The following is a 23,775-nucleotide window of genomic DNA, read 5'->3' as shown; positions in this document are numbered from 1 at the left end:
ATGCTTGTAATCACAATATTCAAAAATCCAATAATTATAACAAAAGCATGAAAAACTTTGTACGCCGCTATCGTTAAGAATGGCGAATTTTGGAAAGATAAAAGAAGAAGACCATGCACAGACATATATACGATATCACGGGGATGACCTGCAACGGCTGCAAAAACATCGTTGAAAAAAAACTTAACGAAATTCCCGAAGTGACGGCGAAAGTGGACCTCATAAAAGCCACAGCCGAAATCTCCAGTCCTTCACATATTCCCCTTCAGCTCTTGCAGGAAAAGCTGCAAGAGCTAGGAGGTCAATATCAGATTCATGCTCATGGAGAAGGTTCCCATGCCCCTCTGAAGACGCCGGACGACCTTCCGGACTCTCCCTCTCAACAGTACATATGCCCTATGTTCTGTGAAGAAAAAGACAGCATCTATCACGAAAAAGGACGTTGTCCGGTATGCCATATGTTTTTGATGCCTGTAGAACAGGTTGACTTCAATGCCAAAATAAAACACCAAGGTCCAGACCTTTCTAAAGCCGGGAAATACTATTGCCCTATGATGTGTGAGGGGGACAAGGTGTATGACGAGTTTGGCAGCTGTCCTGTATGTGGTATGAACCTCGAAAAGATTCCTGACACGAGTATGAAAATCACCTTCTCTTGTCCTATGCATCCCGAGGTGGTATCCGACAAGCCGGGTACATGTCCTGTATGCGGTATGGATCTCGTCGCCAACATGCCCGAAGAGGAAGAGGATGTGGTCTACAAGGATTGGCAGAAAAAACTTATTGTCAGCATAGCCTTTGCACTTCCTGTATTCATCTTATCCATGGGCGATATGCTGCCGGGGCAGCCCATCAGCAAGATTATCTCTCCACAGCTCAGCGGGTGGGTTCAACTGCTGTTGACCTTGCCCGTAATAGGTTATACGGGATGGACCTTCTTTGTCAGAGGGTGGAACTCCTTCAAGACATGGCACTTAAATATGTTTAGCCTCATAGCATTAGGCACCAGCGCCGCCTTTATTTTTAGTGTGGTGGCTCTTTTGTTTCCTAGCGTCATGCCTATCGAGATGCAGGGACATCACGGTCAGCAGCATCTCTATTTCGAATCGGTGGTTGTCATCATCACGTTAGTCATCTTGGGTCAGCTGCTGGAAGCCAAGGCCCACAGCAAAACCCATTCCGCCATCAAGGAATTGATAAAGCTGGCTCCCGCCGAAGCGGTATGGCTACATGACGGTGTGGAAGAAAAAATAGCCGTATCGGAAATCCGTAAAGACTATATCCTCCGCGTAAGACCGGGAGATAAAATTCCCGTAGATGGGGTCATCACCTCTGGCCGTTCTTCCGTAGATGAGTCTATGATAACGGGTGAATCGCTGCCCGCAGAGAAATCTAAAGGAGATAAAGTTATCGGCGGCACAATCAATGGAGACCAAAGCTTCGAGATGAAAGCAGAAAAGGTAGGTCATGAAACGGTACTTTCACAAATCATCCATCTTGTCAATGAGGCTAGCAGAAGTCAAGCTCCTATACAAAAGCTGACAGATAGAATTTCCCAAATATTCGTTCCGACGGTGATAGCTGTGGCCATCGTTACCTTTGTCATCTGGTACTTCAAGGCGGGAGACAACAACCTTGCATATGCTATCACCACGGCTTTATCCGTACTAATCATTGCCTGTCCCTGTGCATTAGGACTGGCAACGCCAATGTCGGTCATGGTGAGCATAGGCAAAGGGGCAAAAAACGGCATACTCGTTAAAAAGGCAGAAGCATTGGAACAGCTCCATAAAGCTCATGTACTGGTAGTAGACAAGACAGGCACCATCACGGAAGGAAAACCGCAGGTGGTTGTTTTCAAAGGCACAGAAACTTTCAAAGACAGAGACGTCCTGCAATTTGCCGCATCGGTCAACAGGCATAGCACCCACCCACTGGCACAGGCGATAGTACGCAAGGCAGAAGAAGAAAAACTCACCTTCATAGACATCACCAACTTCAAAAATATTACAGGGAAAGGAGTCTCGGCCAATATCTTCCATCTACAAGCTACTCTAGGGAACCAAGCTTTGATGGAAGATGAAGGCATACAACTTCCATTGGAACGCATGAAAGAGATTAACACGCTCCAGCGTGAGGGATGCAGCATCTCCTTTCTTGCCATAGACAGACAGTTCGCAGGGTATATAGCCGTAAAGGACAAGTTGAAAGAAGCGGCTAAAGACATTGTCAAACACCTGCATGAAGAAAATATCCAGGTTCATATGCTTACGGGAGACAACGAACTTACCGCAAAGGCTGTCGCCACAGAAGCTGGAATACAGATTTTCAAGGCCTCACTCCTGCCTCAGGATAAACTGGATGAAGTCAAAAAGTTGCAGCACCAAGGTTCCATCGTTGCCATGGCAGGGGATGGCATCAACGACGCTCCAGCATTGACACAGGCTAATATAGGGATTGCCATGGGCAATGGTACTGATGTGGCCATAGAAAGTGCCGACATCACCTTGTTGAAAGGAGAGCTCAAAGGGGTATCCAAAGCGTTCCACCTCAGCCACCTCATGATGCGCAACATCAAGCAAAATCTGACCTTCGCCTTCTTATACAACGTTATCGGCATCCCGTTGGCAGCAGGAGTTCTTTATCCATCGTTCGGCATTTTACTTTCACCGATGCTTGCTGCAGCAGCTATGAGTTTAAGCTCGGTATCCGTCATCGCCAATGCGCTGCGTTTGAATTTGAAGAAGCTTTAACTATCTTTAGAAAAATATTTAGCTTATGAAATTCGGACAAGTGCCAGACCCTTCGATAATAGATTTTTCGATTCCTCCTACGCCAAAGGAAACGTTGGAGCTGCTCGAAAAACACAGGAAACCTGACCAAAGCCTAGAGGTATATGTAGGCTGTGCCAAATGGAACAAGACCGACCTTAAGGGGTTCTATCCGCGAGGCACCAAAGATGAGCTGGCTTACTATTCTACACAATTCAACTCCATAGAGCTGAATGCTACCTTCTACAATTCACCAAGCAAGCAGCAGGTGGAAACCTGGAGAGATAAGACTCCGGCAAATTTTAAATTCTTCCCCAAAATTCCACAGTCTATAAGTCACTTTTCACGGCTATTGAATACCGAAGAGAAGGTAAAAGACTTTGTAGATGCTACCGTACTCTTCGAAGATAAGCTAGGGATGGCTTTCCTTCAACTTATCGACAACTTTAAACCTAAGGATTTTGACAGGTTGGAAAAATTTCTCCGCAATTTTCCGAAAGGATATCCGTTGGCCGTAGAGGTACGCAATGAAGAGTGGTTTAAGCCCGAAGTAGCCGAAAAGTTCTATGAGCTTCTTAGAGATACCCAAATGACCAACGTGCTGGTGGATACCGCGGGACGTAGAGATATGATGCATATGCGTCTCACCACCCCCACAGCCTTCATACGTTATGTAGGTGCTAACCACCTTAGCGATTATACCCGTCTGGACGACTGGGTCAATACTATCGTGCAGTGGAAAGAAGCCGGTCTGCAGCAACTCTACTTCTTCATCCATCAGAATGTAGAAGTGGAATCTCCTCTGTTGGCCGCCCACTTTATCGAAAGGTTGAACAAGGCTATAGGGACTAACCTGCATATCCCACAAAAACCGCAACAGCCTAACAAGGGTAGCACCTTATTTTAAGAAATATGAAGCTCAGCAAAGTACACCATATTGCTATTATTGTCAGCGACTATGAGCGTTCCAAGGAATTCTACACCCGCATCTTGGGCTTGGAAATTCTTCGTGAAACATACCGTCGAAACCGACATTCGTATAAGCTCGACCTAGCATTAAACGGCGAATACATTATTGAGCTTTTCTCCTTCCCAGATTATGTTCCACGACCTTCGTATCCCGAAGCGTTGGGCTTGCGCCATCTGGCCTTCGAAGTGGAAAATATAGAACAAACCGTAGAAGAATTAAAGCAGCATATTTCGGTAGAAGCCATACGGATAGACAGCCTTACCGGCAAAAAATTTGTCTTTTTTACTGATCCGGACGGCATGCCTATAGAATTATACGAACGTTAGTCGTTCTGCTGCCATCTATCATCCCATATACCTAGCTTATGCTTGCGGGCATATTGCTGTGCCCGCAACAGACGATTTTCGTATTTTACATTGGGCGGAATGGTCATCAGCGTGGCATACCCTTCCTTAACCAGCAACTCATTGAGAAAAGTGCCATCATTCAGAAAGGCATAAGCCAATGTTCTACCATATCGATCCAAGGAATCTACATCAAAGGTAAGCTTCAGATAAGGATTTCTGGTCAGCACGCTATCCAAATAGACTTTGGAGTGGGCTCCAAAAGGATGCTTCCTCTTGTTAAAAGCATTTCTGTCTTCCGGCGCATCAATACCTATAAGACGTATCTTAATCCTACGCTGATCTTTGTTCAGCACCCAAAAGGTATCCCCATCCACAAATTTATCTACAAGAAAGATAGAAGGATCGTGATACATAGCCGCCTCAAAGCTGTAATCAAAACTCGTCCCCGAAGATGTAAAGCTTTGGGATTGGCAAGCCAAAAAATATAAACTTAGTAAAGGTATTAGAAATCTTTTCATCCGAAATCTTAATAAAACAAAGATGCGCTAGTAAATACGGTAAGATAATAAAAATAGCAAAGAGTAGCTAGGCTCTTGGCTGGAATATTATAATCACAATATTATTTTAAAAGTGATTGATAAAATGTCGGCTAATTACTCAATTCACTAAGTCTAACAGTACGAATACTTACTCTTCTATTTATTGTCACAATGGTTCGTAGCAAGTGGATAGCTATATCTAAATGTTTAAATATGACTATCCCTAAACTCCTGAAAAATTCTTTGTCTTTTAATAAATAAAGAAATCTAGAATCCAATCAGTTATCGCGTTCCATTTTTCTTTCCAAAGACTTATAAAAGTGTGTAGAAGTTTAATTTAAGCCCATTATTGCTTATTAAAAAATAAATTAAGAATCACTCACCAACTTTTCCAACATTAATTTCTTTTGATTGAGTTGATGCTCCATTATTAAATCATAATCAGATTGTGTCTTGTCTGTTTTACTAAATACCACAAAAAGTTCCAAAAAAATAAAAAATAATAGAAGAATCAGATAAAAAATTAGTGCTACAAAACTCTTAGAAAGAATCTTAATCATAGCATTTAACTCTTCCAAGAAACCTTTTTTAGCCTTTAGCTCATTTCTTAAATCACTTTCTACACTAAGCATTTTATCATTATACTCTTGTAAAGATTTGCGCTGACTTTCTAATAATTTTTCATTCATCTCTACCTCTTTTTTTCGAGGATTCTCTATAGGCGTTTCATTAAATGTATATTGAGGTTCATTTGTGATGGTGCCGTCATCGTTTCGTAAAACAACATGAGTTACACTTCTTGACTTCATATAAATAACTGGCCTTGAAGCTATCTCCTTATTTAATTCCTGATTTCTCAATTCAATTGAATCGATACTATTTCTTAATTCTTTAATTTTTTCACTAATGATTCTAGTTCTATCACCAATTTGACTATTTACTTGTTCATCAATTATAGCTATCTTTTCTTTTTCGATATCGTCCTTGAAAATAATCTGATCTAGGATGACCGAACCTAACAGCGCCATTATAATAGCAATAATTATCCGTGCAGTATTTGACCAACCATTCTTACCCACATTAAGAATAATCTGTCTTTCTATTTGGATAACTATAATAACAAATATAACTGCTATGCAAACTGACTTTATAGTTCCTGCTTGAAGATAAGTTTGAGCAAAAGAAAACCCAACAAAAGACCATATAATAATCAAAATAAGGATTGCAGAAGTATACTTTTTCAACTTCTTTCTACTGGCTTCCGTACAATTTTTCAGAATATCATAATTCCATCCAGTTAAAAAACAACCTAATTTTATCCACCAATCTCGCATGATTAATCAATTTTTAAATTATCCAACGACAGAGATGCTAATCCTCTACTAAAACCGACTTCATATGAATCAAAAATCCCCATAATGTATGGTTCTTTTCTTTCCAAATCACTTTTCATCTTATTGATTTCTTCAAGATGATTCTCATATGTCTGCTTTTTACTCTTTAATAATTCAACCAGATCCGTCAATCCAGCCTCAGAACGACTTTTAATATGGAAATCTACATTTCTTAACATATCTTCATATTTCAAAGTCACCTGCTTAAATTTTATTTCAATATTGCTTTTTATAATAGAGAGATTCTTTTCCTTATAAGATTTATCCGGACTTATAATTGCATCATTATATCCTTTCTGCTCATAATCTTCTTTTAGAAACGCATATATTAAGTCTATCGGTAATTTAGTACCGAACTCAATCTGGAACGTTGTTGTAGACGGGTCCCTGTCCTCAATAAAAACTTCTTTTTTAATTTCTGGCAAATCATTATCCTGCTTGGAATTTGCATCAATAGAGTCTGAATCTTTATTTCCTTTAAACCAATTAAATAATTTCATAATATTCATCCTATATTACAATTAAACTAAATATACTTTACTGGTACCTCATATAACCTATGACCTCTAGAATGACAGCTTTCACATAAGGTTATCAAAAGGTCATCAGTATAATCCCAGGGGTCCACATGTTTCTGTAAACGCTTATTGAAATGATACTGACGATGATGGACAATAAGCTTCACATCACTTCTCTCACAAATGACACATTTATTTCCATCTCTTTCCAAGATTGCTTTACGTTTTTCTATCCAACGTCTATCAAATAGTTTCTCCCCGTAATAAACTTTAAACATAAACCATTTCGATTGCTAACTACATCAAAGCTAAGGCTATACTTCAGCCATTCCTTACGGTTTCCCGTAAAAGTGAAAAAAATGTAAAAAAAGTAGACCTGTCGGTCTACTTCATGAGTTGGTTATAATTGGTAGTAGTTAACTTCAGATGATGCCCTTGTCCTTACAGTAGGCAATGAGCTGCTCATTCTTGGTGAAGGAAAATACTTCACGCATGGTGTTAAGTCTTTTCTCTACACTGCTGAGGCCGGAAGGCTTGAGGTTTTTCTGCTTCAGACGCTCCGGAATATCTTTTTGCTTTACACCATCAGCAAGTAGCTGGATAATAAATATGTCTACGGCGCTGAATTCGTAGACCTGATGTTCCTTAATCTGAGGTTTGATATCTGGAGAGATATAGCTACCTCCCTTATGCAGCTGTAGGAAAGCTTCTTTGAGATGTTGAGCATCATGACGTGCCTTACGCACATACGCATCGATGCCATATTTATTAAATAAGCGGTCGATAACAGCAGGTCTACTTTCTCCTGAGAACACCAAGATCTTTATATCCGGCTGTATGACTTTAACGGCTTGTATCAAATCAATACCACTTGTTATGCGCTGCTTATGATGATCTTCTTCAAATGACAAATCTGTTATCAACAAGTCGTAGGGACTTCCTTCCTGCAATGCACGACTTATCCATGCCAATGCGTCATCGCAGTAATATACATACTTTGCTTCTTCCACCCCCAAATCTTTCAGCGTGCGTTGTACAGAAAGATTGGCTATCTCATGATCTTCGGCAATTAGTACTTTATTAAACATACCTTACAATTTTAGTTTAGAGGAATGATAACCTGAATGTGTGTTCCTCTTTTAGGTTCTTCCCCAAAAATAACCTGTCCATTCAAGTTATTAATACGGTTTCCCGTATTTATCCAACCATTTCCTTTTTTCATATCGTGAGGGAGCCCTACTCCATTATCCGAATACGACAGCGAAAGCTGTCCCTCTTCGATTTGGAACTTAAGGATGACTTCGGTAGCGCCGCTATGCTTATTCATATTCACCATAAGCTCTTGGATAATAGGAAAAAGCTCTTTCTTGATGACCGGCTTTACAAAGCTCCACACATCATCATTGCCCACAATCAATACCTTCAGATTATCACGACCGAAAGATTTTATCAATGCTGCAATTTCCTGTGCAAAGCTTACCTCTTCCTCTCCCTGTTCTTCTTCCTCCTGTTCGTAAGATATATCTCTGGATTTTTCATACAGCACTTCCAGCTTGTCGAGCAGATCTTCTCTGTCCAGCTCTTCACCGTACTCTATTTCCGACATGACGCGATAGATGCCGTTTGCGACCACGTCGTGCACCTTTTTGGACGTTTTAAGTTTGTTTTCCTTGATTAGATTTTCTGCTTCCAGTCGAAGTTGTTTTTTATTTTTGTCGTTCCAATAGAGAAAAAACGCCATGGTGCAGATCCCCAGTACAGTCATGCCAACGACGAGAGCCCTTTGTTTTGCCATCTTAAGATCTCTATCCAACACGGCATTCTGAAGTATGGCATTTTCTTTTTTGCTTTTTTCAACTTCATAACGTATCACGGCAAACTGATTGCTGGCTTTCAGGCGTGCCACACGTATGCTGTCTGTCAGTGCCGTATACATGCTGAAATAATACTTTAGGGAGTCCGTCTTTCCCACCCGTATTAACCTATCCAAAGCATTGATCTTATCGTTAGGATTTCCCAGTTTATCCGCCAACTCATAACTCATTTTTGCATAAAAACGTGCAGAGTCCGGATGACGGTTTTTGTGAAAATTGTAAAGATGCGAAACACTGGCACTGACCCCCCAAAGGTTGTTGTTGGCCCTTCGAATGGACAAAGCCTTATGCAGGTCAGGTAATGGATTATATTTCTTGTCTATGTGCCATCGGGTGTTGGCATAATTGGATAAGGCTCTGGCGTAATCTAGGGTCCCATCAGCCGTATTTTTTAGCACTTCTTCATATATAGTATAAGCCTGTTGATACTGTTTATCATAATAGTATGTTACAGCCTTATTATTAAGATAAGTAGCTGAATTGTTCGCATCACGGCTATATTGAATCGCCAAATCGTAGTACTGTATCGCTTTATTGTGATTGCCATAACCTGATATAGCATTTCCTAGACAGTTATAATTCATCGCCATAAGGTTATGGTGGGCCGTATCCGTTTTGTCCAACAACTTGTCGGCTTCAATAGAAGTCTCTTGTGAACCATAATAATCGCCTTCGTAAAATAGAGTAATGGCCATCTGTACAAGGCAGGTTGCGGCCATCGTGCTGTCCTTCTCGGCGAGAAACTCCCCTTTGGCAAGCTCAAAATAAAAGAAAGAGCTGTCGCTCACATCAGTATCCAGAAATTTAAGAGCTTTATCATAATACATTCGGCTCTTCCTAACCTCATCTCTTGGGGATACATTCGTCACTTGGCCCTCCTTCCCTTTCATACACGAAGAAAGAAACCAAATAAGCAGTGGTATAAATACTAAATTTCTCAAAGGATATAATAATTGGCTTATTATACAATAATAATAAAATAAACAGACAGGTAAAACAATACCTGTCTGTTTAGGAACTTACTCACTTATTAACGAGTGCGTAAGATTTTTACTTTAGGTCGTGGCGTACCTTTATCTCCCGTATTTTGGTCGTTATTCTCATTATTGTCCTCTTCATTGTCCGCAGCTTGTGCCACAACAGTATGTTGTACTACAGCAACCGATATTTCCCCTACCTGATGAAATAACATTGCTAGAAATAAAATTGTCTTCATTTTTAGTTTAATTGAATAAAGAACTCCTCTTCTGTCGCAGTTGTCCTTACTGCGACCAGCATTTTATTTCCAGAAGGCCTTCTGAATGGTGGGAAGAGATATTCCTGAGAGCAGCTATTTATATCTTCCCGGCTTTATAGACAGCCACTCTACAGGTTTACCATATGGAATCCTTTTCCTATCTTTATGCTGTTAATGCACTACGGATAGGCATGATTCGTGAAGCAAAATTATTTCGCCAAAACAACTGATAACCAAACCTTTCCGCTATTTCCGATATTTCTGATTTTTCCGTTGTGAGGAGGCGAGAAAGATGTTAGGATATAAGGTGAATTCCAATATTTCCGGTATGTTCGATTTTGAGTTATTTAAAAAAGAAGTTTTAGAACACTATCATATTCAGAAAGAGCAGGGTAAGCTCCATATCTATCTAGAAAATCCATCTCCTGCAAATCTGAGAGATTATACGCTCAAGCATGTAAGAGAAGGTCTATCCAAAGATGATGAACGGGTATTGAATGATTTTTTTGACGAGGGCCGTAAGTTTGAGCATTTGGGAAAGGCTATTCAAAAATGTGATCTGGGGAAATTAAAGTCCTTACAGAATTTCATTACAGGGCATACAAAAAATCCTAGCGAACTTATCGTAAAGGTATTGGCTATACTTGCCGACTTTCAGCCGCGCCCCTACCAACGCTGGAGGGAAGAGCGTGCCGGGAAAGCGCCGGACGGGGACACCGAGGCTGCACACGTTTTCGAAAAACAGGACTCCCATAAACGTGAAAAAAACAGAGATGCATTACCCCTCTCCCGGCCTACATTCACCAAAAATTTGTTGTGGGCTGCTGCCGGTGCAGTAGGTCTCAGCGTCGGCGTAGTGCTCTTGCTACAATCCAAGGACAAGGGCTGTGCTTATTGGAACGGCACAGAATACGTCCTCACAGCATGCGAGGATTATAAATCAGAATATGATGTTTTCTTTGTCACCCGCGAGACGGACCTTACTCTAAAAAAGATTACCAGACCCGATACTCTGTCAGCCAAAGATGAACATAAAGTTTGGTATTATAAACACGACAGCAGCAAGGTAGAGTTTTTTACAGGCCCTGGATATCATCCTGTGTATAAAAACAAGCCCCTGAAAGCGGCAACAAAGTATATTATAACGAAGTATGGAAAGAGCAACAAATATTGAAGACATAAATTTTATCCTCCATACATATAACAAATTGAAAATCTGTTATCTCGGCATCAAAATTGAGCGCTTTTTATATACCACTGAGCATAGATTATGAAGCAGCTAACATTCATCATGACCGTAATGCTATCCTTACACCTGTGGGGATGCAGCAAAAGCGAGGAAGAAATTGTCTATCCTACCCACACGGATCTCATATTGGCCGATATAGCATATGGTCCTCATGAGCAGAATAAAATGGATATTCTGTTACCGGCAGGAAGAGATGCCACCACTACAAAAGTTTTGGTTCTCATACATGGGGGTGGATGGATAGCCGGAGACAAAAGCGACTTCAACAGCATATTGGATACAGAAAATATAGAATATCTGAAGAAAGAGTTTCCTGATATGGCGTTGTTTCTGCTCAACTACAGGCTTGCACTCTCTACAGACTCCCAATATCCAGCAGCGGAAAACGACATTAAAGCAGCAATGGACTTCATATACAGGCAAGCTGAAGCCTATCAGGTCAATGGAAACGCCGTCTATCTATTAGGAGGAAGTGCAGGAGCTCATCTTGCTGCACTCTATGCATTGAAAAGTCCTACTGACCGCATCAAAGGTGTTATAGGCATCTCCGGACCTTATGATCTCCCCATGCTTTACCTAGACGGAAACGATGAATCCCGAAATATCCTAAGGACGTTTATGGGGGGTACTCCACAGAAACAAGGATTTCAGTATTTCAACGCTTCACCTTATAATTTTGTACATCCTGTGCCTACAAAATTCCTGCTACTACACGGCAGACAGGACAAGCTAGTTCCTCTTTCACAAGCCCAAAAGCTGGAAGCTGCACTCAAAGAAGAAGGGGTAGAAGTGAAAACCTACTATTATGATGGTGAACATGGCATACCACCGCAGCACATCGGTCAAAGCATTGAAGAAATCAAAAAATTCCTAAAATAATATAAAAGGTCCCCACATAGTGGAGACCTTCGTCTAGGCACATAAGCCACACAGTTTTTCCAAGTGTTGGTATTCTATTCCAAAATACGCTTTTGTTACTTTTAGTTTTTGAAGAATTTCGGCCTGACGGTCCGGTGTGATGCTTTTCTTCACCGCTATTATCATCACATTCTTCGGTGTATGTGTATCCGAAATAAATTGCAAGACTTTGGTCTGATAGCCGTAATACTCCAATATCAAAGCACGGATGCCGTCTGTAAGCATTTCTGCGTGCCGTTCCAGAAAGATACCGTGTTTGGTCATGAACGAAAGATCATTCTTAGCTTTAACCTTTTCCAGCTGACGGCGCACCTGCTTATGGCAGCAAGGTGCTACCACAATAAGGTTAGCATTGTATGTAATCCCCTTGAAGATGGCGTCATCGGTAGCCGTGTCGCAGGCATGAAGAGCAATTAAAATATCCAAATCCGACTTCGGAACATAATTTTCTATAGTCCCCTCTTCAAACTTTAATTCCGTAAAATCACTTTTTTGGGCAATGTCATTACACAACGCCACAAGATCTTGACGGAACTCCACCCCATCCACGTGGCTCTTGCGGTGCAACACATTGTTTAGGTAGTCGTAGAGCGCAAAGGTGAGATACCCCTTGCCGGCGCCCATATCCACCACTTGCAAGGTTTCTTTGTGCGGCAACACATCCAACTCCGCACTCAACAGCTCTATATAATGGTTTATCTGCTTCCACTTGTCCTGAGCGTTTTTGTACACTTTGCCATTTTCGTCTGTCAGACGCAGCTCTTTAAGGTATTGTTTGTTGGAATCCCCAACCTTACGTTGCTTGATGTTATCATGACTGCGGGAGACAGGTTTCACGGCTGTGGCCTTTTGACTTTTGACAGACCATTGCTGTTTTTTGTTCAGCTCGCAGGTTACATTTTCGAATGTAGTGAAAAGTGTAGCAATGCGGAATCCCGACATATCCATGAGGGCTTCCACCTCTTTCAACCCATCCTCTATAGTATAGTTTTTCGTGATATCTTTTGTCTGATAGCGATACGTGAAAGACAGCTTAAGCTCTCGTTTGATTATTGCAGCCTTAATATAGATATTTTTCAGCTGAGGAATGTTTCCCTTATAGTTACCTAAAGAAAGTTTGATAAAGCACTCATCTTGAATACTTTGCTTTATCTGTTGCAAATATGCGGGTAAAACGGTCATGAGGTCCTTATTAATGATGGGCAAAGATACGAAAAGCTCCTCCTAAGTTGAATTTTGAAGAATATCTTTTTACTTTTGGGACATAAAATAATATTATGCAAAATCCAACGATTCAAGCCGTTTTCTTCGATATTGATGGTACCTTACTCAGTTTCAAGACACACGAAGTAGCGGCCTCCACAGAAGAGGCCATAGCCCAACTACAAGAAAAAGGCATAAAAACCATCCTATCTACGGGCCGCTCGATCAACAGTATTGACCACGTCCGCTACCTCAATTTTGACGGATACATTACCTTCAATGGCGGCTACTGCGTAACAAAAGAAGGCTTGATTCTTTTCAAGCAGACCATCGACCCTCGCGATATCCAAAGTCTACTGGACTATGTACAGGAGACACCGTTGAGTTTCTCTTTCATGTCAGAAAAAGAAATCACTATCCATGATGTCACTCCCGAGATTGCTGGCATGTATGCCCATCTCAATCTTCCTGTGCCACCTCCTGTAGATCTTACCAAAGTAGATATCCATTCGGTATTGCAGACCAACATCTTCCTAGGTCCCGAAGAAGAAAAAGAATTCATGGCCAAGGTTATGCCTAACTCCCTATCATCCCGTTGGTCGCCCCTCTTTGCCGACGTAAATCCCAAAGGACAAAGCAAAAAGGTGGGAATAGATATTTTCTGCCAACATTTTGGTATTGAACGTTCGCAAACTATGGCCTTCGGCGACGGAGGGAACGACATCACCATGCTCGAACATGTGGGAATAGGCATCGCCATGGGCAACGCCAACCCTGAAGTAAAAGCCATAGCAGACTATATTACCGATGATGTGGATTCCGATGGCATATGGAACGCTTTGAAACATTTCGGCGTACTGTAACGTAGCATTCAATAGAAAGTATACATAAAATGAAAAAGCTCATCGAAATATCGATGAGCTTTTTATATATATAATGCACTAGAATATTATTCAGTGATGCTTGGCACGTTTACCACCTCATTGGTTTCCGCCTCGTAGTTGATTTCTGGGAAGTTGAAACCGAAAAGGTTGAAGAAGTCATTACGATAGCCTACAATGTCGGAAATCTCTTCCAAGTTTTCCGTTGTAGCCTCTTTCCACAATTTTGCCACCTCTTCTTGCACATCCTGACGCATTTCCAAATCGTCAACACGGATACGTCCTTTATCATCTACCGGAATCTGGCCATCAGCAGTATAAAGACGCTCAGCAAAAAGACGCTGCATCTGCTCGATAGTTCCTTCGTGGATGCCTTTTTCTTTCATCACTTTGTACAATAAAGAAATGTAAAGAGGCACCACAGGAATTGCCGATGAAGATTGGGTTACCAACGCTTTGTTTACCGACACATATGAAACACCGTTGATATCTTTAAGAATATCGTTTATTACTGGTACGGTAGCCTCTAAGTCGTCTTTAGCACGACCTATAGTTCCATTACGGTAGATTGGATACGTCAACTCAGGACCTATGTACGAATAAGCTACGGTTTTTACACCCTCTGCCAACACACCGGCCTCTTTCAACGCTTCCATCCAGAACTTCCAGTCTTCACCACCCATCACCGCTACGGTATTAGCGATATCTTCTTCCGACTCTACCGGATTGATGGTGATGTCCGACACCACACCACTGTGGAAGTCTACAGTCTTATCGGTGAAAGGCTGGCCGATAGGCTTCAATACCGATGAGTGCAACACGCCTGTCTTAGGATGAGTACGACGTGGCGACGCCAAAGAATACACCACTAGGTCTATCTGTCCTAAATCCTGTTTTATCAATTCAATGGTTTTGGCTTTCACCTCATCGGAGAAAGCATCTCCATTGATACTTTTCGCATATAAACCTGCAGCATGCGCTTCTTGCTCGAAAGCTGCTGAGTTGTACCACCCTGCTGTAGCCGGCTTGCCCGGAGCGGCAGGCTTCTCAAAAAACACACCTATCGTCGCAGCATCAGAACCGAAAGCCGCCGTGATGCGCGATGCCAAACCAAAACCTGTTGAAGCTCCCACAACAAGAACTTTCTTAGGTCCGTTAGCAATTTTACCTTTTGATTTTACATACTCGATCTGGTTTTTAACATGTTGCGCCGTTCCTTCCGGATGGGCGGTCAAACATATAAAACCTCTTACACGTGGTTGAATAATCATATTATAGTATTGTAAGGTTATTTACTTTTCTAAAACCTGTGCAAATTAACAGAATTTTCTAAGAATATAGCATTATTATCGATAAAAACCATGATAATTCTTAGAGAAATAAAGCTTACACTATTTTACTATATTTGGAAAAGAACTTTCACAATCATCCAATGAAAAAATTTTTATTAGCAATAGCTTTGATGGCTTCCTCCTATGGTGTACATGCGCAGGAAGCTGTATCTCCCTTAAACAAAGGAAATTGGCTCATAGAAACAAGCCTTTCTCCTTTTTCGTTAACAAATACCAGTGGATTAAGTTTTAAATACAATGACAAAGATTACGAATGGTCAATCGGTGGAGAAGGAGGATATTTCATCCAAAACAACTTAGCCTTGAAAGCTGGATTAGGTGTATTAAGCATCAACAACACTATTGGAGATGGTAGCATCACTGATACCTACCTCAGCTATAAAGTTGGCGCCAAATACTACTTCAAGCATGTCATCCCACTGCAAATCGATTTTGGAGGTATTACAACCTCAGAAGACAACTCCTTGTTTGCCGGAATACAGGCCGGATACGCTTGGTTTGTCAAAGACAATATAGCCATTGAGCCTAGCCTCCGCTATGACCATGGCCTGAACAATACGGCCAGCGATATACGAACTGTATCTGCCCGTATAGGATTCAGTCTGTTCTTCTAAAAACACCAAAGCGAGGAAATTTCCTCGCTTTGGGTTTATTTTAGGTGTGCACGAAGCATCCACGCTGTCTTCTCATGCTGTTCCATCAATCCTACAAGGAAGTCTTCGGTACCGGCGTCACCATGCTTATCTACCGCTTCCAGACTCGCTCGTATAGAAATGATCACAGCTTCAAAGTCACTCAACAACGCTTTGATATAGCTTTGACTGTCATTTTTCGCAGGCTTTGCTTCCGACAGTTCTGTCAGTTCCAAGAACTCTTTCATAGATCCCACCGCATAATGACCAATAGAACGAACACGTTCTGCGATGTCGTCGATATTTTCGGCTAAAGCGTCATAAATTGTTTCAAAAAACAAGTGTTGCGCATGGAAATCAGGACCTTCTACATTCCAATGTGCGTTTCTTGCCTTTATGTAAAGAACATTATGATCAGCCAATAGTTTATTTAATATCTCGGCTACCTTTGCCGTGTCTTTTTCCTTAATGCCAATATTTGTTTTCATGACTCTTATTTTTAGTTAATATTTACTTGCATTATTCAATTTTGATAGCTCTTCTTCCGACAATTTCAGAGTCAACGCTTCCACAAAATCTTGTATATGAGACGATTTTGTAGCGCTTGCTATAGGCGCCGTCACAGCTTGCTGAGCCAGAAGCCAAGCTAAGGCTACAGCCGACGGAGACACCTGACGTGCAGAAGCAATGTTAACCAATACCCTTACAATATCCTTGCCGCGCTCGTTCCAATATTTCTTGTATATACCTTCTCCTCTTACGGATTGCGAAAAGTCGGATTCCGACTTGTATTTACCGCTCAAAAAGCCACTAGCCAACGAGTAATACGGTATTACGGCCAGCTTCCGCTCCACAGCTATTTTTTGATAAAGATTTTCGAATTTGGCGCGATCATACAAGTTGTATTCCGGCTGAAGGCTGATGTACGAAGGAAGTCCCTTTTCCGCTGCCACGTCAAGACTTTCTACGAGGCGCTCAGGGCTGATGTTTGAAGCACCGATATAACGAACCTTGCCTTCTTTAATAAGATCTTCATACGCCCGTAAAGTCTCCTCAACCATAGTCACCTCATCATCGTAATGCGTCTGATAAAGGTCTATATAGTCCGTCTTCAGGCGACGTAGTGAATGTTCTATCTGTTCTTTGATATAAGCACCCTGCGTATTCGGTTTGGAGTCGTAACCGAAACGTCCCCCAACTTTGGTCATAATCATCACTTTGTCACGATTTCCGCGACTTTCCAGCCAACGGCCAATGATGGTTTCCGACTCACCTCCCTTGTTTCCTTCGGCCCAGTGTGAATAATTGTTCGACGTGTCAATGGCATTGAAACCTTTATCCACAAACTCGTCCAAAATATTGAAAGAACTTTGCTCATCCAATGTCCAACCAAAAACATTACCTCCAAAAATCAAAGGAACAATATTTAAATCTGACTTTCCGAACTTTATCTTCTCAAATGCCATACGTAGTGTTTTTATATTCTAATGTACTCAAATTGTATTGCAAAACGAAAAAAAGATAAACATAATATTGTCATAAACACTGAAATCTGAAGTGCGGCATAATGCTTTTTTCTTAGTATTTTTGCAGCACTAGACAACATTGCAATGCCATCAAAAGATCCTTATTTACATACCTTCCAAAAAGATATTTCATCGATAGAAAAGCCCGAAAAATTTACCTATCCTTTTTGTTATGAGCCTCACCCATTAAGTGTCATCGCCGCCGAACAGGTGCAGGAATATCTAACTACGCAGCAGGACTTTAGACACAATTTCGGTTTGGAGGAAGGGCTAGAAGGATTGATTATAGGCAAGATGTTTGGTGTCCTTGTAGTGGAAGACACGGAAGGCGAATTAGGCTTTTTAGCAGCCTGTTCGGGCAAGTTGGCAGGGACAAATAAGCACCGCTATTTTGTGCCTCCGATTTTTGACATGCTAGACCCGGAAGGCTTTTTTCTCAAAGAAGAGGCTACGATAAATCAGCTGAACCGCGACATTGAGTTGATGGAACACAATCCGCGTATCGCCGAGCTAAAAGCTGCGTGGAACTCCTGCAAACAGGAAAATGAAAAACTGCTGGCAGCCTTGAGAACTCTGCATAAAAAAAATAAGGCTGAACGTAAAGCTATACGAGCAACTCAGAAAGAACTTCTCAGTCCCGAAGAATATGAGGAATTGGAGAAAGACCTTATCAAGCAAAGCTATCGCGACCAGCACGAGTACGATGTGCTGAAAATGCGCTGTAAGGAAAAACTAGCTCTTATCGAAGAAGAATTAAACTCCCTAATAAAAGAGATCGAGCAGAAAAAGGAACTGCGTAAATCCAAATCTGCAGCCCTACAAAACAGGCTTTTCGACCAGTACCACTTTCTTAACGCCAAAGGGGAAAGACGTTCTGTCATTGATATCTTCCAGGAGGCCATACATATGCTCCCACCGGCAGGTGCAGGAGAGTGTGCTGCCCCTAAACTATTGCAGTACGCCTACCTACACCAACTAAAACCTATATGTATGGCAGAATTTTGGTGGGGTGCGTCACCGGCATCCGAAGTACGTAAACACAAATATTTCTATCCTTCATGTCGGGGTAAGTGTGAACCTATCCTAGGACATATGCTGCAAGGACTTGACGTAGATCCCAACCCTATGTTGCACCATCAAGGCAGACCTTCAGACCTAGACATAATCTTCGAAGATGAGCATATCCTCGTCGTAAACAAGCCCGCAGAATTTCTATCGGTGCCGGGAATCCATGTGCAGGACAGCGTACAGACGCGTATACAGGACCAATATCCACACCTCACAGGCCCACTCATCATTCATAGACTAGACATGTCTACTTCCGGTATTCTCGTACTGGCGAAAAACAAGGAAGCACATCAATTTATCCAAGATCAGTTTATTCGTCACACCGTAACCAAACGCTATACAGCCCTACTCGACGGTGTCATCCATCAACAAGAAGGATTGATAGACTTGCCTCTGCGGGTAGATTTGGATGACCGACCTCGGCAGGTGGTATGCTATCAATATGGCAAGCCGGCACAAACAAAATTTAAGGTTGTAACCATAGAAGGTGACAAAACACGAATACATTTCTATCCGCTGACAGGAAGAACCCATCAGCTCCGTGTACATGCAGCACATGCCAAAGGGCTGAACACCCCTATCGTTGGAGACGACCTCTACGGTAAAAGAGCAGACCGCCTACACCTCCATGCCGGATATATAGCCTTCATACATCCTTCTACAAAAGAAGTCATCTCTTTCGAAGTGGCAGATCCATTTTAAAAATCCAGGTCGAAAACCTAACTTACTTATATTTAACAAAAATATATGACCCTTCCACTGATAGAAGATAAAGCTTTCGCGAAGGAGAACTTTCAGGAGAGAGGATTTCCCTTAGCGGCTTACGAATATTGTCGGTTTGAACAGTGTAACATGGAAGCCGCAACGCTTAGCGGCAGTAAATTTATTGACTGCTCCTTTGTAAACTGCAACCTCAGCCTTGCAAAAATAGAAAACACCATGTTTCAGCAATGCTCCTTCTCCCATTGCAAGATGTTAGGACTGCTATTTACCACAGCCAACCCTTTCAACCTGTCTTTTTCCTTCGAATCTTGTATCTTAGACCACTGTTCTTTTGCAGCACTGAAATTCAAGAAGATAAGATTTGACCATTGCCATATGCATGAGGTAGACTTCCAAGAATCTTCCTTTAAAGAAGCTATCTTCAATACATGTGATTTGTTGCGCTCTCAATTTTCACATACTAACCTCGAAAGGGCCGACTTCAGCAGTGCCTATAACTTTCTCATCGACCCCGAAGAAAATCAGCTCAAAGGCGCTAAGTTCGCTTTGGACAGCCTTCCCGCATTATTGACGAAATACAAAATTCATATTGTTGCCTGATGGATACCACGAACAATCCTATTATGCCACAAGAAGAAAATCGTGTACGCATAGCTCTGGCCGAAAAAGAAACACTCTTGCTGCGTACGCTTGCAAACCATAACCTTCAACATGATGCCCTGAACATCCTTATCATCGCTTATAAAGATGTGAACAGGTTAGACCTGTATGCCAAATCCTGCAATAAGCATACTTATCTGCACCTCGCTCAGTATAAAATATGCGGCCGCTCCGGAACCTTAGGCCCCAAAAAGGCGGAAGGAGACAAGCAGGTACCCGAAGGCTTCTACCATATTGCCCGCTTCAATCCGAAAAGTAAATTTTACTTATCGCTCGGAATTAACTACCCCAACGAACTTGACAGAGCTCTCCAGCATACGGGCTCCGATATTTTCATCCATGGTAAATGTGACTCCAAAGGATGCCTTGCCATCGGCGACGACAACATCAAGGAAATCTATTTATATGCCCTCTGGGCTAAAGAGTCGGGACAAAGCTCCATTCCAGTCTATATCTTTCCTTTTGAGATGACGGAAGAAAATATGCAAAAGTACCGTCCGCAATTCGAAGAGAAGACCCTAGCATTTTGGAAAAACCTTCAGCAAGGTTATAGGATGTTTCGGCAAACAAAGAAAGAAATCCGCTTTCACGTGGAAAGCGGAACATACCTCTTCACACTTTCTTAGGTTTGGGAGGAATGGATATCGCACGCTTTACGGTCTCTTCACCATACTTATTTCGCAGGATGTCCATAGCCTGATACAGCCGCACCGCCTCTTCCGTATCTTCGAAAAGACTAATCTGATGGGAACCGTGCACCAAATGGCTGAAACGAACCCCAATCAAACGCACCAGCATACGCTTTTCATACAGCTTGGCAAACAGCTCTTTAGCTTTGGCAATCAACACGGTGTCCGAGGCTGTATAGGGAATTACCATCTGTTTGCTCACCGTATCAAAGTTGGAATAGCGCAGCTTCACCGTCACACAACCCGTCAGCTTCTTGCTCTGCCGAAGCTGGAAGGCAAGCTTCTCGGTCATGCGAATCAACTCGCTATTCAGAAACTTCATATCTATAGTATCCTGCTGAAATGTCTCTTCTGTGCTGATGCTCTTCTGTTCCGAGTAGGGCACGATAGGCGTAGGATCTATCCCATTAGCCTTACGCGACAACTCTACGCCATGCTTGCCCAGCAGGTTTTGCATCATAGGCACCGGAATCTCACTCAGCGTCTTAATCGTCCGCACCCCCATCTGCTGCAGCAAGGTAGAAGTTTTACGTCCTATGCCCGGCATACGATCTATAGGCAGCGGAGCTAGATAGGACTTTTCTTGGCCGTGCGCCACCTCCTTCTGTCCATCCGGCTTGGCATCATCCGTAGCAACCTTGCTGACCAGCTTATTGGAAGCCAACGCATAACTTATCGGTAGCCCCGTTTCCTTACGGATACGGCTCTTCAGCTCCGACATAAACTTACCACATCCGAAAAAACGATCTACCCCCGTCAGATCTACATAAAACTCGTCGATACTGGCCTTCTCCATCACAGGAACGGACTCCGCAATAATATCCGTCACCAGACGTGAATAGTAACTGTAGCTCTCCGAGTCGCCACGCACCACAATAGCATGAGGACACAGACGCAAAGCCAGCTTCATCGGCATGGCACTATGTACTCCAAACTTACGTGTCTCATAGCTGCAGGCAGCCACCACTCCCCTATCACTTAATCCTCCCACAATCAAAGGCTTCCCCATAAATTGGCTGTTCTTTAAACGCTCTACGCTGACGAAAAACGTATCCAAATCCAAATGCGAAACAAACCGTTTACTATCCTGCCAGTCCATATTGCTATCTCTTTTCACAAAAATACTAAATTTTTTAGCAAAAAAATTATAAAATTTCCCCACATAAAATATTTACTCTCAAGAGTATGACTATTGGCGTCACTTTTGATATATTTATAATACTCAAGAGCAACCTCATGAAACATACGCACACATATGCCGCCGAAGAAAGTGCTTGCTGCTGTTCGGAGTCTACCACTTCACCAAGTACGACCGAACACAACCATACGAATGCTTCCAAAGTCTTACCCAAATGGAAACTCTTTTTCCGCCCAATATTAGCGTTTGTTATATTGTGTTCCGCTCTAGCAACGGAACACCTATTCAAAGCAAATTGGTTTGAAGGACGTATCGCTCTTCTATGGTACGGGCTCGCCTACCTTATTGTAGGCTTTCCGGTGATGAAAGATGCTTGGAAAAGCATCAAAAAGGGAGATTTTTTCTCCGAATTTCTGCTGATGAGCATCGCTACACTAGGAGCTTTTGCTATTGGTGAATACCCCGAAGGAGTGGCTGTCATGCTCTTCTACTCCGTAGGAGAAGTGTTACAGTCTCTTGCTGTATCGAGAGCTAAACTTAACATCAAAACCTTGCTGGACCAACGCCCCGAGACCGTCACCCGTATAGAGAATAACGTACAGACGTCCATCAACGCGGCCGAGGCGTGCATAGACGACATCCTACTTCTGAAGCCAGGAGAAAAGGTAGCCCTAGATGGGGAGCTTATGGATGAAAAGGCTTCTTTCAATACAGCAGCGCTGACAGGAGAAAGCAAACCCTCCACGAAAAGAAAAGGCGATTCTGTATTGGCCGGTATGATAAACCTTGAAACAGCCTCCACCATGCGTGTCACCACTGCCTACAAGGACAGCAAACTGAGTAAGATATTGGACCTCATACAGCATGCTTCCGCGCAAAAGGCCCCCACGGAACTGTTCATACGCAAGTTTGCCAAAATATACACACCTATTGTAGTGGGGCTAGCCGTTCTCATCTGTCTTGCTCCCGCTCTCTTTGTCAGTCACTATGTCTTCAGCGAATGGCTGTACCGCGCCCTCATCTTCCTTGTCATCTCCTGCCCTTGTGCCTTGGTAATATCTATTCCTTTGGGATATTTCGGTGGTATAGGAGCTGCCAGCAAAAATGGAATACTATTCAAAGGATCCAACTACCTTGATAGCCTTGCAAATATTCGCCATGTCGTCCTAGACAAGACCGGCACCCTGACACAAGGCGTATTTTCTATACAGGATATTCAAATAAAGAAAGAATTGGACAAAGAATACATTCTTCATTTAGTGAATATGGCTGAAAGCAACAGTACCCATCCCATTGCTACGGCTATCCGCGAATATGTAGGACAGGAAGCCCCCTCCTATTCTGTCACCCACATTGAAGAAATAGCAGGACACGGTCTGCGCGCCCTCATAGACGGAAGACAGCTGTTAGTAGGCAACACCAAACTCCTAGACAAATTCGGCATCTCCTACGACACAGAAATTAAAGATATCGTATATACTACCATGGCTATAGCCGTGGATAACGAATATGCAGGATATATTACCATTGCCGATCAAATCAAACCAGAGGCAAAAGAGGCTATACAGGCTCTTAAAAGCCATCATATCGACTGTACGGTACTTAGTGGAGACAAAAATGCTATTGTACGGCATGTTGCCGAAAGCCTAGGCATAACAAACTACTTCGGTGATTTGCTGCCCGAAGATAAAGTAACAAAATTCAAAGCCATCAAACAATCGACAACTTCTGTCGCCTTCGTGGGAGATGGTTTTAATGACGCCCCTGTACTTGCCCTGAGTGACGTGGGGATCGCCATGGGCGGGCTGGGCTCCGACGCCTCCATACAAACAGCAGACGTGGTGATTCAAGACGACAACATCGCTAAAATCCCTATGGCAATAAAAATTGGGAGAGAAACAAAAAAAATTGTTTGGCAAAATATTACCTTAGCTTTTATAGTCAAAGGTGCCGTACTCCTCCTAGGTGCCGGAGGCATAGCCACAATGTGGGAAGCAGTCTTCGCTGATGTAGGGGTATCGTTACTGGCTATCCTTAACGCTATAAGAATACAGCGCAAAGTCTTTTAACCCATTTCCAATAAAAA

At 42.4% G+C, this 23,775-nt stretch carries 22 protein-coding genes; 11 read left to right on the top strand and 11 right to left on the bottom strand.

Going from position 1 to position 23,775, the window contains the following annotated elements; all coding sequences use genetic code 11:
- Window positions 1-113: 113 nt before the first annotated feature.
- The 3 genes from ABD873_RS02495 to gloA2 are packed head-to-tail and all read left to right on the top strand — an operon-like array spanning window position 114 to window position 4,067.
- Window positions 114-2,753: a heavy metal translocating P-type ATPase gene (locus tag ABD873_RS02495; protein WP_345064196.1), complete on the top strand. Its 2,640-nt coding sequence runs from the start codon at window positions 114-116 to the stop codon at window positions 2,751-2,753.
- 25 nt (window positions 2,754-2,778) lie between these two features.
- Entirely contained in the window at window positions 2,779-3,678 is a 900-nt protein-coding gene (locus ABD873_RS02490) for a DUF72 domain-containing protein (RefSeq protein ID WP_345064192.1), read from the top strand.
- 5 nt (window positions 3,679-3,683) lie between these two features.
- Window positions 3,684-4,067 (top strand): SMU1112c/YaeR family gloxylase I-like metalloprotein, encoded by a 384-nt coding sequence (gene gloA2 / locus ABD873_RS02485; protein ID WP_345064189.1) that lies wholly within the window; start codon window positions 3,684-3,686, stop codon window positions 4,065-4,067.
- Here gloA2 and ABD873_RS02480 read toward each other — a convergent pair.
- The 6 genes from ABD873_RS02480 to ABD873_RS02455 form a co-directional block, all read right to left on the bottom strand.
- Window positions 4,064-4,606, bottom strand: coding sequence for a thermonuclease family protein (locus ABD873_RS02480; protein ID WP_345064186.1), 543 nt, complete (start codon window positions 4,604-4,606; stop codon window positions 4,064-4,066). The genes gloA2 and ABD873_RS02480 overlap by 4 nt on opposite strands.
- A gap of 389 nt (window positions 4,607-4,995) precedes the next feature.
- Entirely contained in the window at window positions 4,996-5,961 is a 966-nt protein-coding gene (locus ABD873_RS02475; RefSeq protein ID WP_345064183.1) for a DUF4407 domain-containing protein, read from the bottom strand.
- 2 nt (window positions 5,962-5,963) lie between these two features.
- The gene (locus tag ABD873_RS02470; RefSeq protein WP_345064180.1) at window positions 5,964-6,521 is read right to left on the bottom strand and encodes a hypothetical protein; all 558 of its coding nucleotides are present in this window, start codon (window positions 6,519-6,521) and stop codon (window positions 5,964-5,966) included.
- Window positions 6,522-6,961: 440 nt separating this feature from the next.
- Entirely contained in the window at window positions 6,962-7,627 is a 666-nt protein-coding gene (locus tag ABD873_RS02465) for a response regulator (protein WP_345064178.1), read from the bottom strand.
- Window positions 7,628-7,638: 11 nt separating this feature from the next.
- Complete coding sequence (locus tag ABD873_RS02460; RefSeq protein ID WP_345064175.1) at window positions 7,639-9,303, bottom strand: tetratricopeptide repeat-containing sensor histidine kinase; 1,665 nt, start codon at window positions 9,301-9,303, stop codon at window positions 7,639-7,641.
- A 140-nt stretch (window positions 9,304-9,443) separates the two neighbouring features.
- The gene (locus tag ABD873_RS02455) at window positions 9,444-9,629 is read right to left on the bottom strand and encodes a hypothetical protein (protein ID WP_039053268.1); all 186 of its coding nucleotides are present in this window, start codon (window positions 9,627-9,629) and stop codon (window positions 9,444-9,446) included.
- Window positions 9,630-9,942: 313 nt separating this feature from the next.
- Between ABD873_RS02455 and ABD873_RS02450 the strand changes: the two genes are divergently transcribed.
- Window positions 9,943-10,824 carry a hypothetical protein gene (locus ABD873_RS02450; protein WP_345064171.1) on the top strand — a complete coding sequence of 294 codons (882 nt, stop codon included), beginning with the start codon at window positions 9,943-9,945 and terminating at the stop codon, window positions 10,822-10,824.
- A 96-nt stretch (window positions 10,825-10,920) separates the two neighbouring features.
- Window positions 10,921-11,778 (top strand): prolyl oligopeptidase family serine peptidase, encoded by an 858-nt coding sequence (locus tag ABD873_RS02445; RefSeq protein WP_345064168.1) that lies wholly within the window; start codon window positions 10,921-10,923, stop codon window positions 11,776-11,778.
- A gap of 33 nt (window positions 11,779-11,811) precedes the next feature.
- Here ABD873_RS02445 and ABD873_RS02440 read toward each other — a convergent pair whose 3' ends face one another.
- Window positions 11,812-12,999 (bottom strand): class I SAM-dependent methyltransferase, encoded by a 1,188-nt coding sequence (locus tag ABD873_RS02440; RefSeq protein WP_345064165.1) that lies wholly within the window; start codon window positions 12,997-12,999, stop codon window positions 11,812-11,814.
- Between the two features lie 95 nt (window positions 13,000-13,094).
- Between ABD873_RS02440 and ABD873_RS02435 the strand changes: the two genes are divergently transcribed.
- Entirely contained in the window at window positions 13,095-13,883 is a 789-nt protein-coding gene (locus tag ABD873_RS02435; RefSeq protein WP_345064163.1) for a Cof-type HAD-IIB family hydrolase, read from the top strand.
- Window positions 13,884-13,969: 86 nt separating this feature from the next.
- Here ABD873_RS02435 and fabV read toward each other — a convergent pair whose 3' ends face one another.
- Window positions 13,970-15,172: an enoyl-ACP reductase FabV gene (fabV, locus tag ABD873_RS02430; RefSeq protein WP_345064160.1), complete on the bottom strand. Its 1,203-nt coding sequence runs from the start codon at window positions 15,170-15,172 to the stop codon at window positions 13,970-13,972.
- Between the two features lie 161 nt (window positions 15,173-15,333).
- Here fabV and ABD873_RS02425 point away from each other — a divergent pair, with 161 nt between their 5' ends.
- Complete coding sequence (locus ABD873_RS02425) at window positions 15,334-15,867, top strand: porin family protein (RefSeq protein ID WP_345064157.1); 534 nt, start codon at window positions 15,334-15,336, stop codon at window positions 15,865-15,867.
- Window positions 15,868-15,902: 35 nt separating this feature from the next.
- Here ABD873_RS02425 and ABD873_RS02420 read toward each other — a convergent pair whose 3' ends face one another.
- A complete protein-coding gene (locus ABD873_RS02420) occupies window positions 15,903-16,373 on the bottom strand; it encodes a Dps family protein (protein ID WP_039053161.1) in 471 nt (156 codons plus the stop codon).
- A 15-nt stretch (window positions 16,374-16,388) separates the two neighbouring features.
- Window positions 16,389-17,351, bottom strand: coding sequence for an aldo/keto reductase (locus ABD873_RS02415; protein ID WP_345064152.1), 963 nt, complete (start codon window positions 17,349-17,351; stop codon window positions 16,389-16,391).
- 144 nt (window positions 17,352-17,495) lie between these two features.
- On the opposite strand from ABD873_RS02415, the gene ABD873_RS02410 reads away from it, so the two are divergent.
- Genes ABD873_RS02410 through ABD873_RS02400 form a run of 3 tightly spaced genes read left to right on the top strand, consistent with a single transcriptional unit; the run spans window position 17,496 to window position 20,488 of the window.
- Complete coding sequence (locus ABD873_RS02410) at window positions 17,496-19,181, top strand: RluA family pseudouridine synthase (protein WP_345064149.1); 1,686 nt, start codon at window positions 17,496-17,498, stop codon at window positions 19,179-19,181.
- A gap of 45 nt (window positions 19,182-19,226) precedes the next feature.
- A complete protein-coding gene (locus tag ABD873_RS02405; RefSeq protein ID WP_345064147.1) occupies window positions 19,227-19,802 on the top strand; it encodes a pentapeptide repeat-containing protein in 576 nt (191 codons plus the stop codon).
- Window positions 19,802-20,488 carry a L,D-transpeptidase family protein gene (locus ABD873_RS02400; protein WP_345064145.1) on the top strand — a complete coding sequence of 229 codons (687 nt, stop codon included), beginning with the start codon at window positions 19,802-19,804 and terminating at the stop codon, window positions 20,486-20,488. The genes ABD873_RS02405 and ABD873_RS02400 overlap by 1 nt, the downstream gene beginning before the upstream one ends.
- Here ABD873_RS02400 and dinB read toward each other — a convergent pair.
- Window positions 20,475-21,650: a DNA polymerase IV gene (gene dinB, locus ABD873_RS02395; RefSeq protein WP_345065270.1), complete on the bottom strand. Its 1,176-nt coding sequence runs from the start codon at window positions 21,648-21,650 to the stop codon at window positions 20,475-20,477. The genes ABD873_RS02400 and dinB overlap by 14 nt on opposite strands.
- A 137-nt stretch (window positions 21,651-21,787) precedes the next feature.
- On the opposite strand from dinB, the gene ABD873_RS02390 reads away from it, so the two are divergent.
- Window positions 21,788-23,758: a heavy metal translocating P-type ATPase gene (locus ABD873_RS02390; RefSeq protein WP_345064142.1), complete on the top strand. Its 1,971-nt coding sequence runs from the start codon at window positions 21,788-21,790 to the stop codon at window positions 23,756-23,758.
- Window positions 23,759-23,775: the final 17 nt, after the last annotated feature.

This window comes from Sphingobacterium thermophilum (assembly GCF_039541675.1).
Lineage (GTDB): Bacteria > Bacteroidota > Bacteroidia > Sphingobacteriales > Sphingobacteriaceae > Sphingobacterium > Sphingobacterium thermophilum.
The sequence above is the reverse complement of the archived record's forward strand: the minus strand, read 5'-3'. Positions and strand labels throughout refer to the sequence as shown.

Bases quoted from the DNA above. Each gene is read 5' to 3' on its own strand.
- ABD873_RS02475 (WP_345064183.1), bottom strand. From the start codon at position 5,961: ATGCGAGATTGGTGGATAAAATTAGGTTGTTTTTTAACTGGATGGAAT.
- ABD873_RS02420 (WP_039053161.1), bottom strand. From the start codon at position 16,373: ATGAAAACAAATATTGGCATTAAGGAAAAAGACACGGCAAAGGTAGCC.
- ABD873_RS02440 (WP_345064165.1), bottom strand. From the start codon at position 12,999: ATGACCGTTTTACCCGCATATTTGCAACAGATAAAGCAAAGTATTCAA.
- ABD873_RS02460 (WP_345064175.1), bottom strand. From the start codon at position 9,303: ATGAAAGGGAAGGAGGGCCAAGTGACGAATGTATCCCCAAGAGATGAG.
- ABD873_RS02445 (WP_345064168.1), top strand. From the start codon at position 10,921: ATGAAGCAGCTAACATTCATCATGACCGTAATGCTATCCTTACACCTG.
- ABD873_RS02415 (WP_345064152.1), bottom strand. From the start codon at position 17,351: ATGGCATTTGAGAAGATAAAGTTCGGAAAGTCAGATTTAAATATTGTT.
- ABD873_RS02480 (WP_345064186.1), bottom strand. From the start codon at position 4,606: ATGAAAAGATTTCTAATACCTTTACTAAGTTTATATTTTTTGGCTTGC.
- ABD873_RS02435 (WP_345064163.1), top strand. From the start codon at position 13,095: ATGCAAAATCCAACGATTCAAGCCGTTTTCTTCGATATTGATGGTACC.
- gloA2 (WP_345064189.1), top strand. From the start codon at position 3,684: ATGAAGCTCAGCAAAGTACACCATATTGCTATTATTGTCAGCGACTAT.
- ABD873_RS02490 (WP_345064192.1), top strand. From the start codon at position 2,779: ATGAAATTCGGACAAGTGCCAGACCCTTCGATAATAGATTTTTCGATT.
- ABD873_RS02410 (WP_345064149.1), top strand. From the start codon at position 17,496: ATGCCATCAAAAGATCCTTATTTACATACCTTCCAAAAAGATATTTCA.
- ABD873_RS02390 (WP_345064142.1), top strand. From the start codon at position 21,788: ATGAAACATACGCACACATATGCCGCCGAAGAAAGTGCTTGCTGCTGT.
- ABD873_RS02470 (WP_345064180.1), bottom strand. From the start codon at position 6,521: ATGAAATTATTTAATTGGTTTAAAGGAAATAAAGATTCAGACTCTATT.
- ABD873_RS02425 (WP_345064157.1), top strand. From the start codon at position 15,334: ATGAAAAAATTTTTATTAGCAATAGCTTTGATGGCTTCCTCCTATGGT.
- ABD873_RS02495 (WP_345064196.1), top strand. From the start codon at position 114: ATGCACAGACATATATACGATATCACGGGGATGACCTGCAACGGCTGC.
- fabV (WP_345064160.1), bottom strand. From the start codon at position 15,172: ATGATTATTCAACCACGTGTAAGAGGTTTTATATGTTTGACCGCCCAT.
- ABD873_RS02400 (WP_345064145.1), top strand. From the start codon at position 19,802: ATGGATACCACGAACAATCCTATTATGCCACAAGAAGAAAATCGTGTA.
- ABD873_RS02405 (WP_345064147.1), top strand. From the start codon at position 19,227: ATGACCCTTCCACTGATAGAAGATAAAGCTTTCGCGAAGGAGAACTTT.
- dinB (WP_345065270.1), bottom strand. From the start codon at position 21,650: ATGGACTGGCAGGATAGTAAACGGTTTGTTTCGCATTTGGATTTGGAT.
- ABD873_RS02465 (WP_345064178.1), bottom strand. From the start codon at position 7,627: ATGTTTAATAAAGTACTAATTGCCGAAGATCATGAGATAGCCAATCTT.
- ABD873_RS02455 (WP_039053268.1), bottom strand. From the start codon at position 9,629: ATGAAGACAATTTTATTTCTAGCAATGTTATTTCATCAGGTAGGGGAA.
- ABD873_RS02450 (WP_345064171.1), top strand. From the start codon at position 9,943: ATGTTAGGATATAAGGTGAATTCCAATATTTCCGGTATGTTCGATTTT.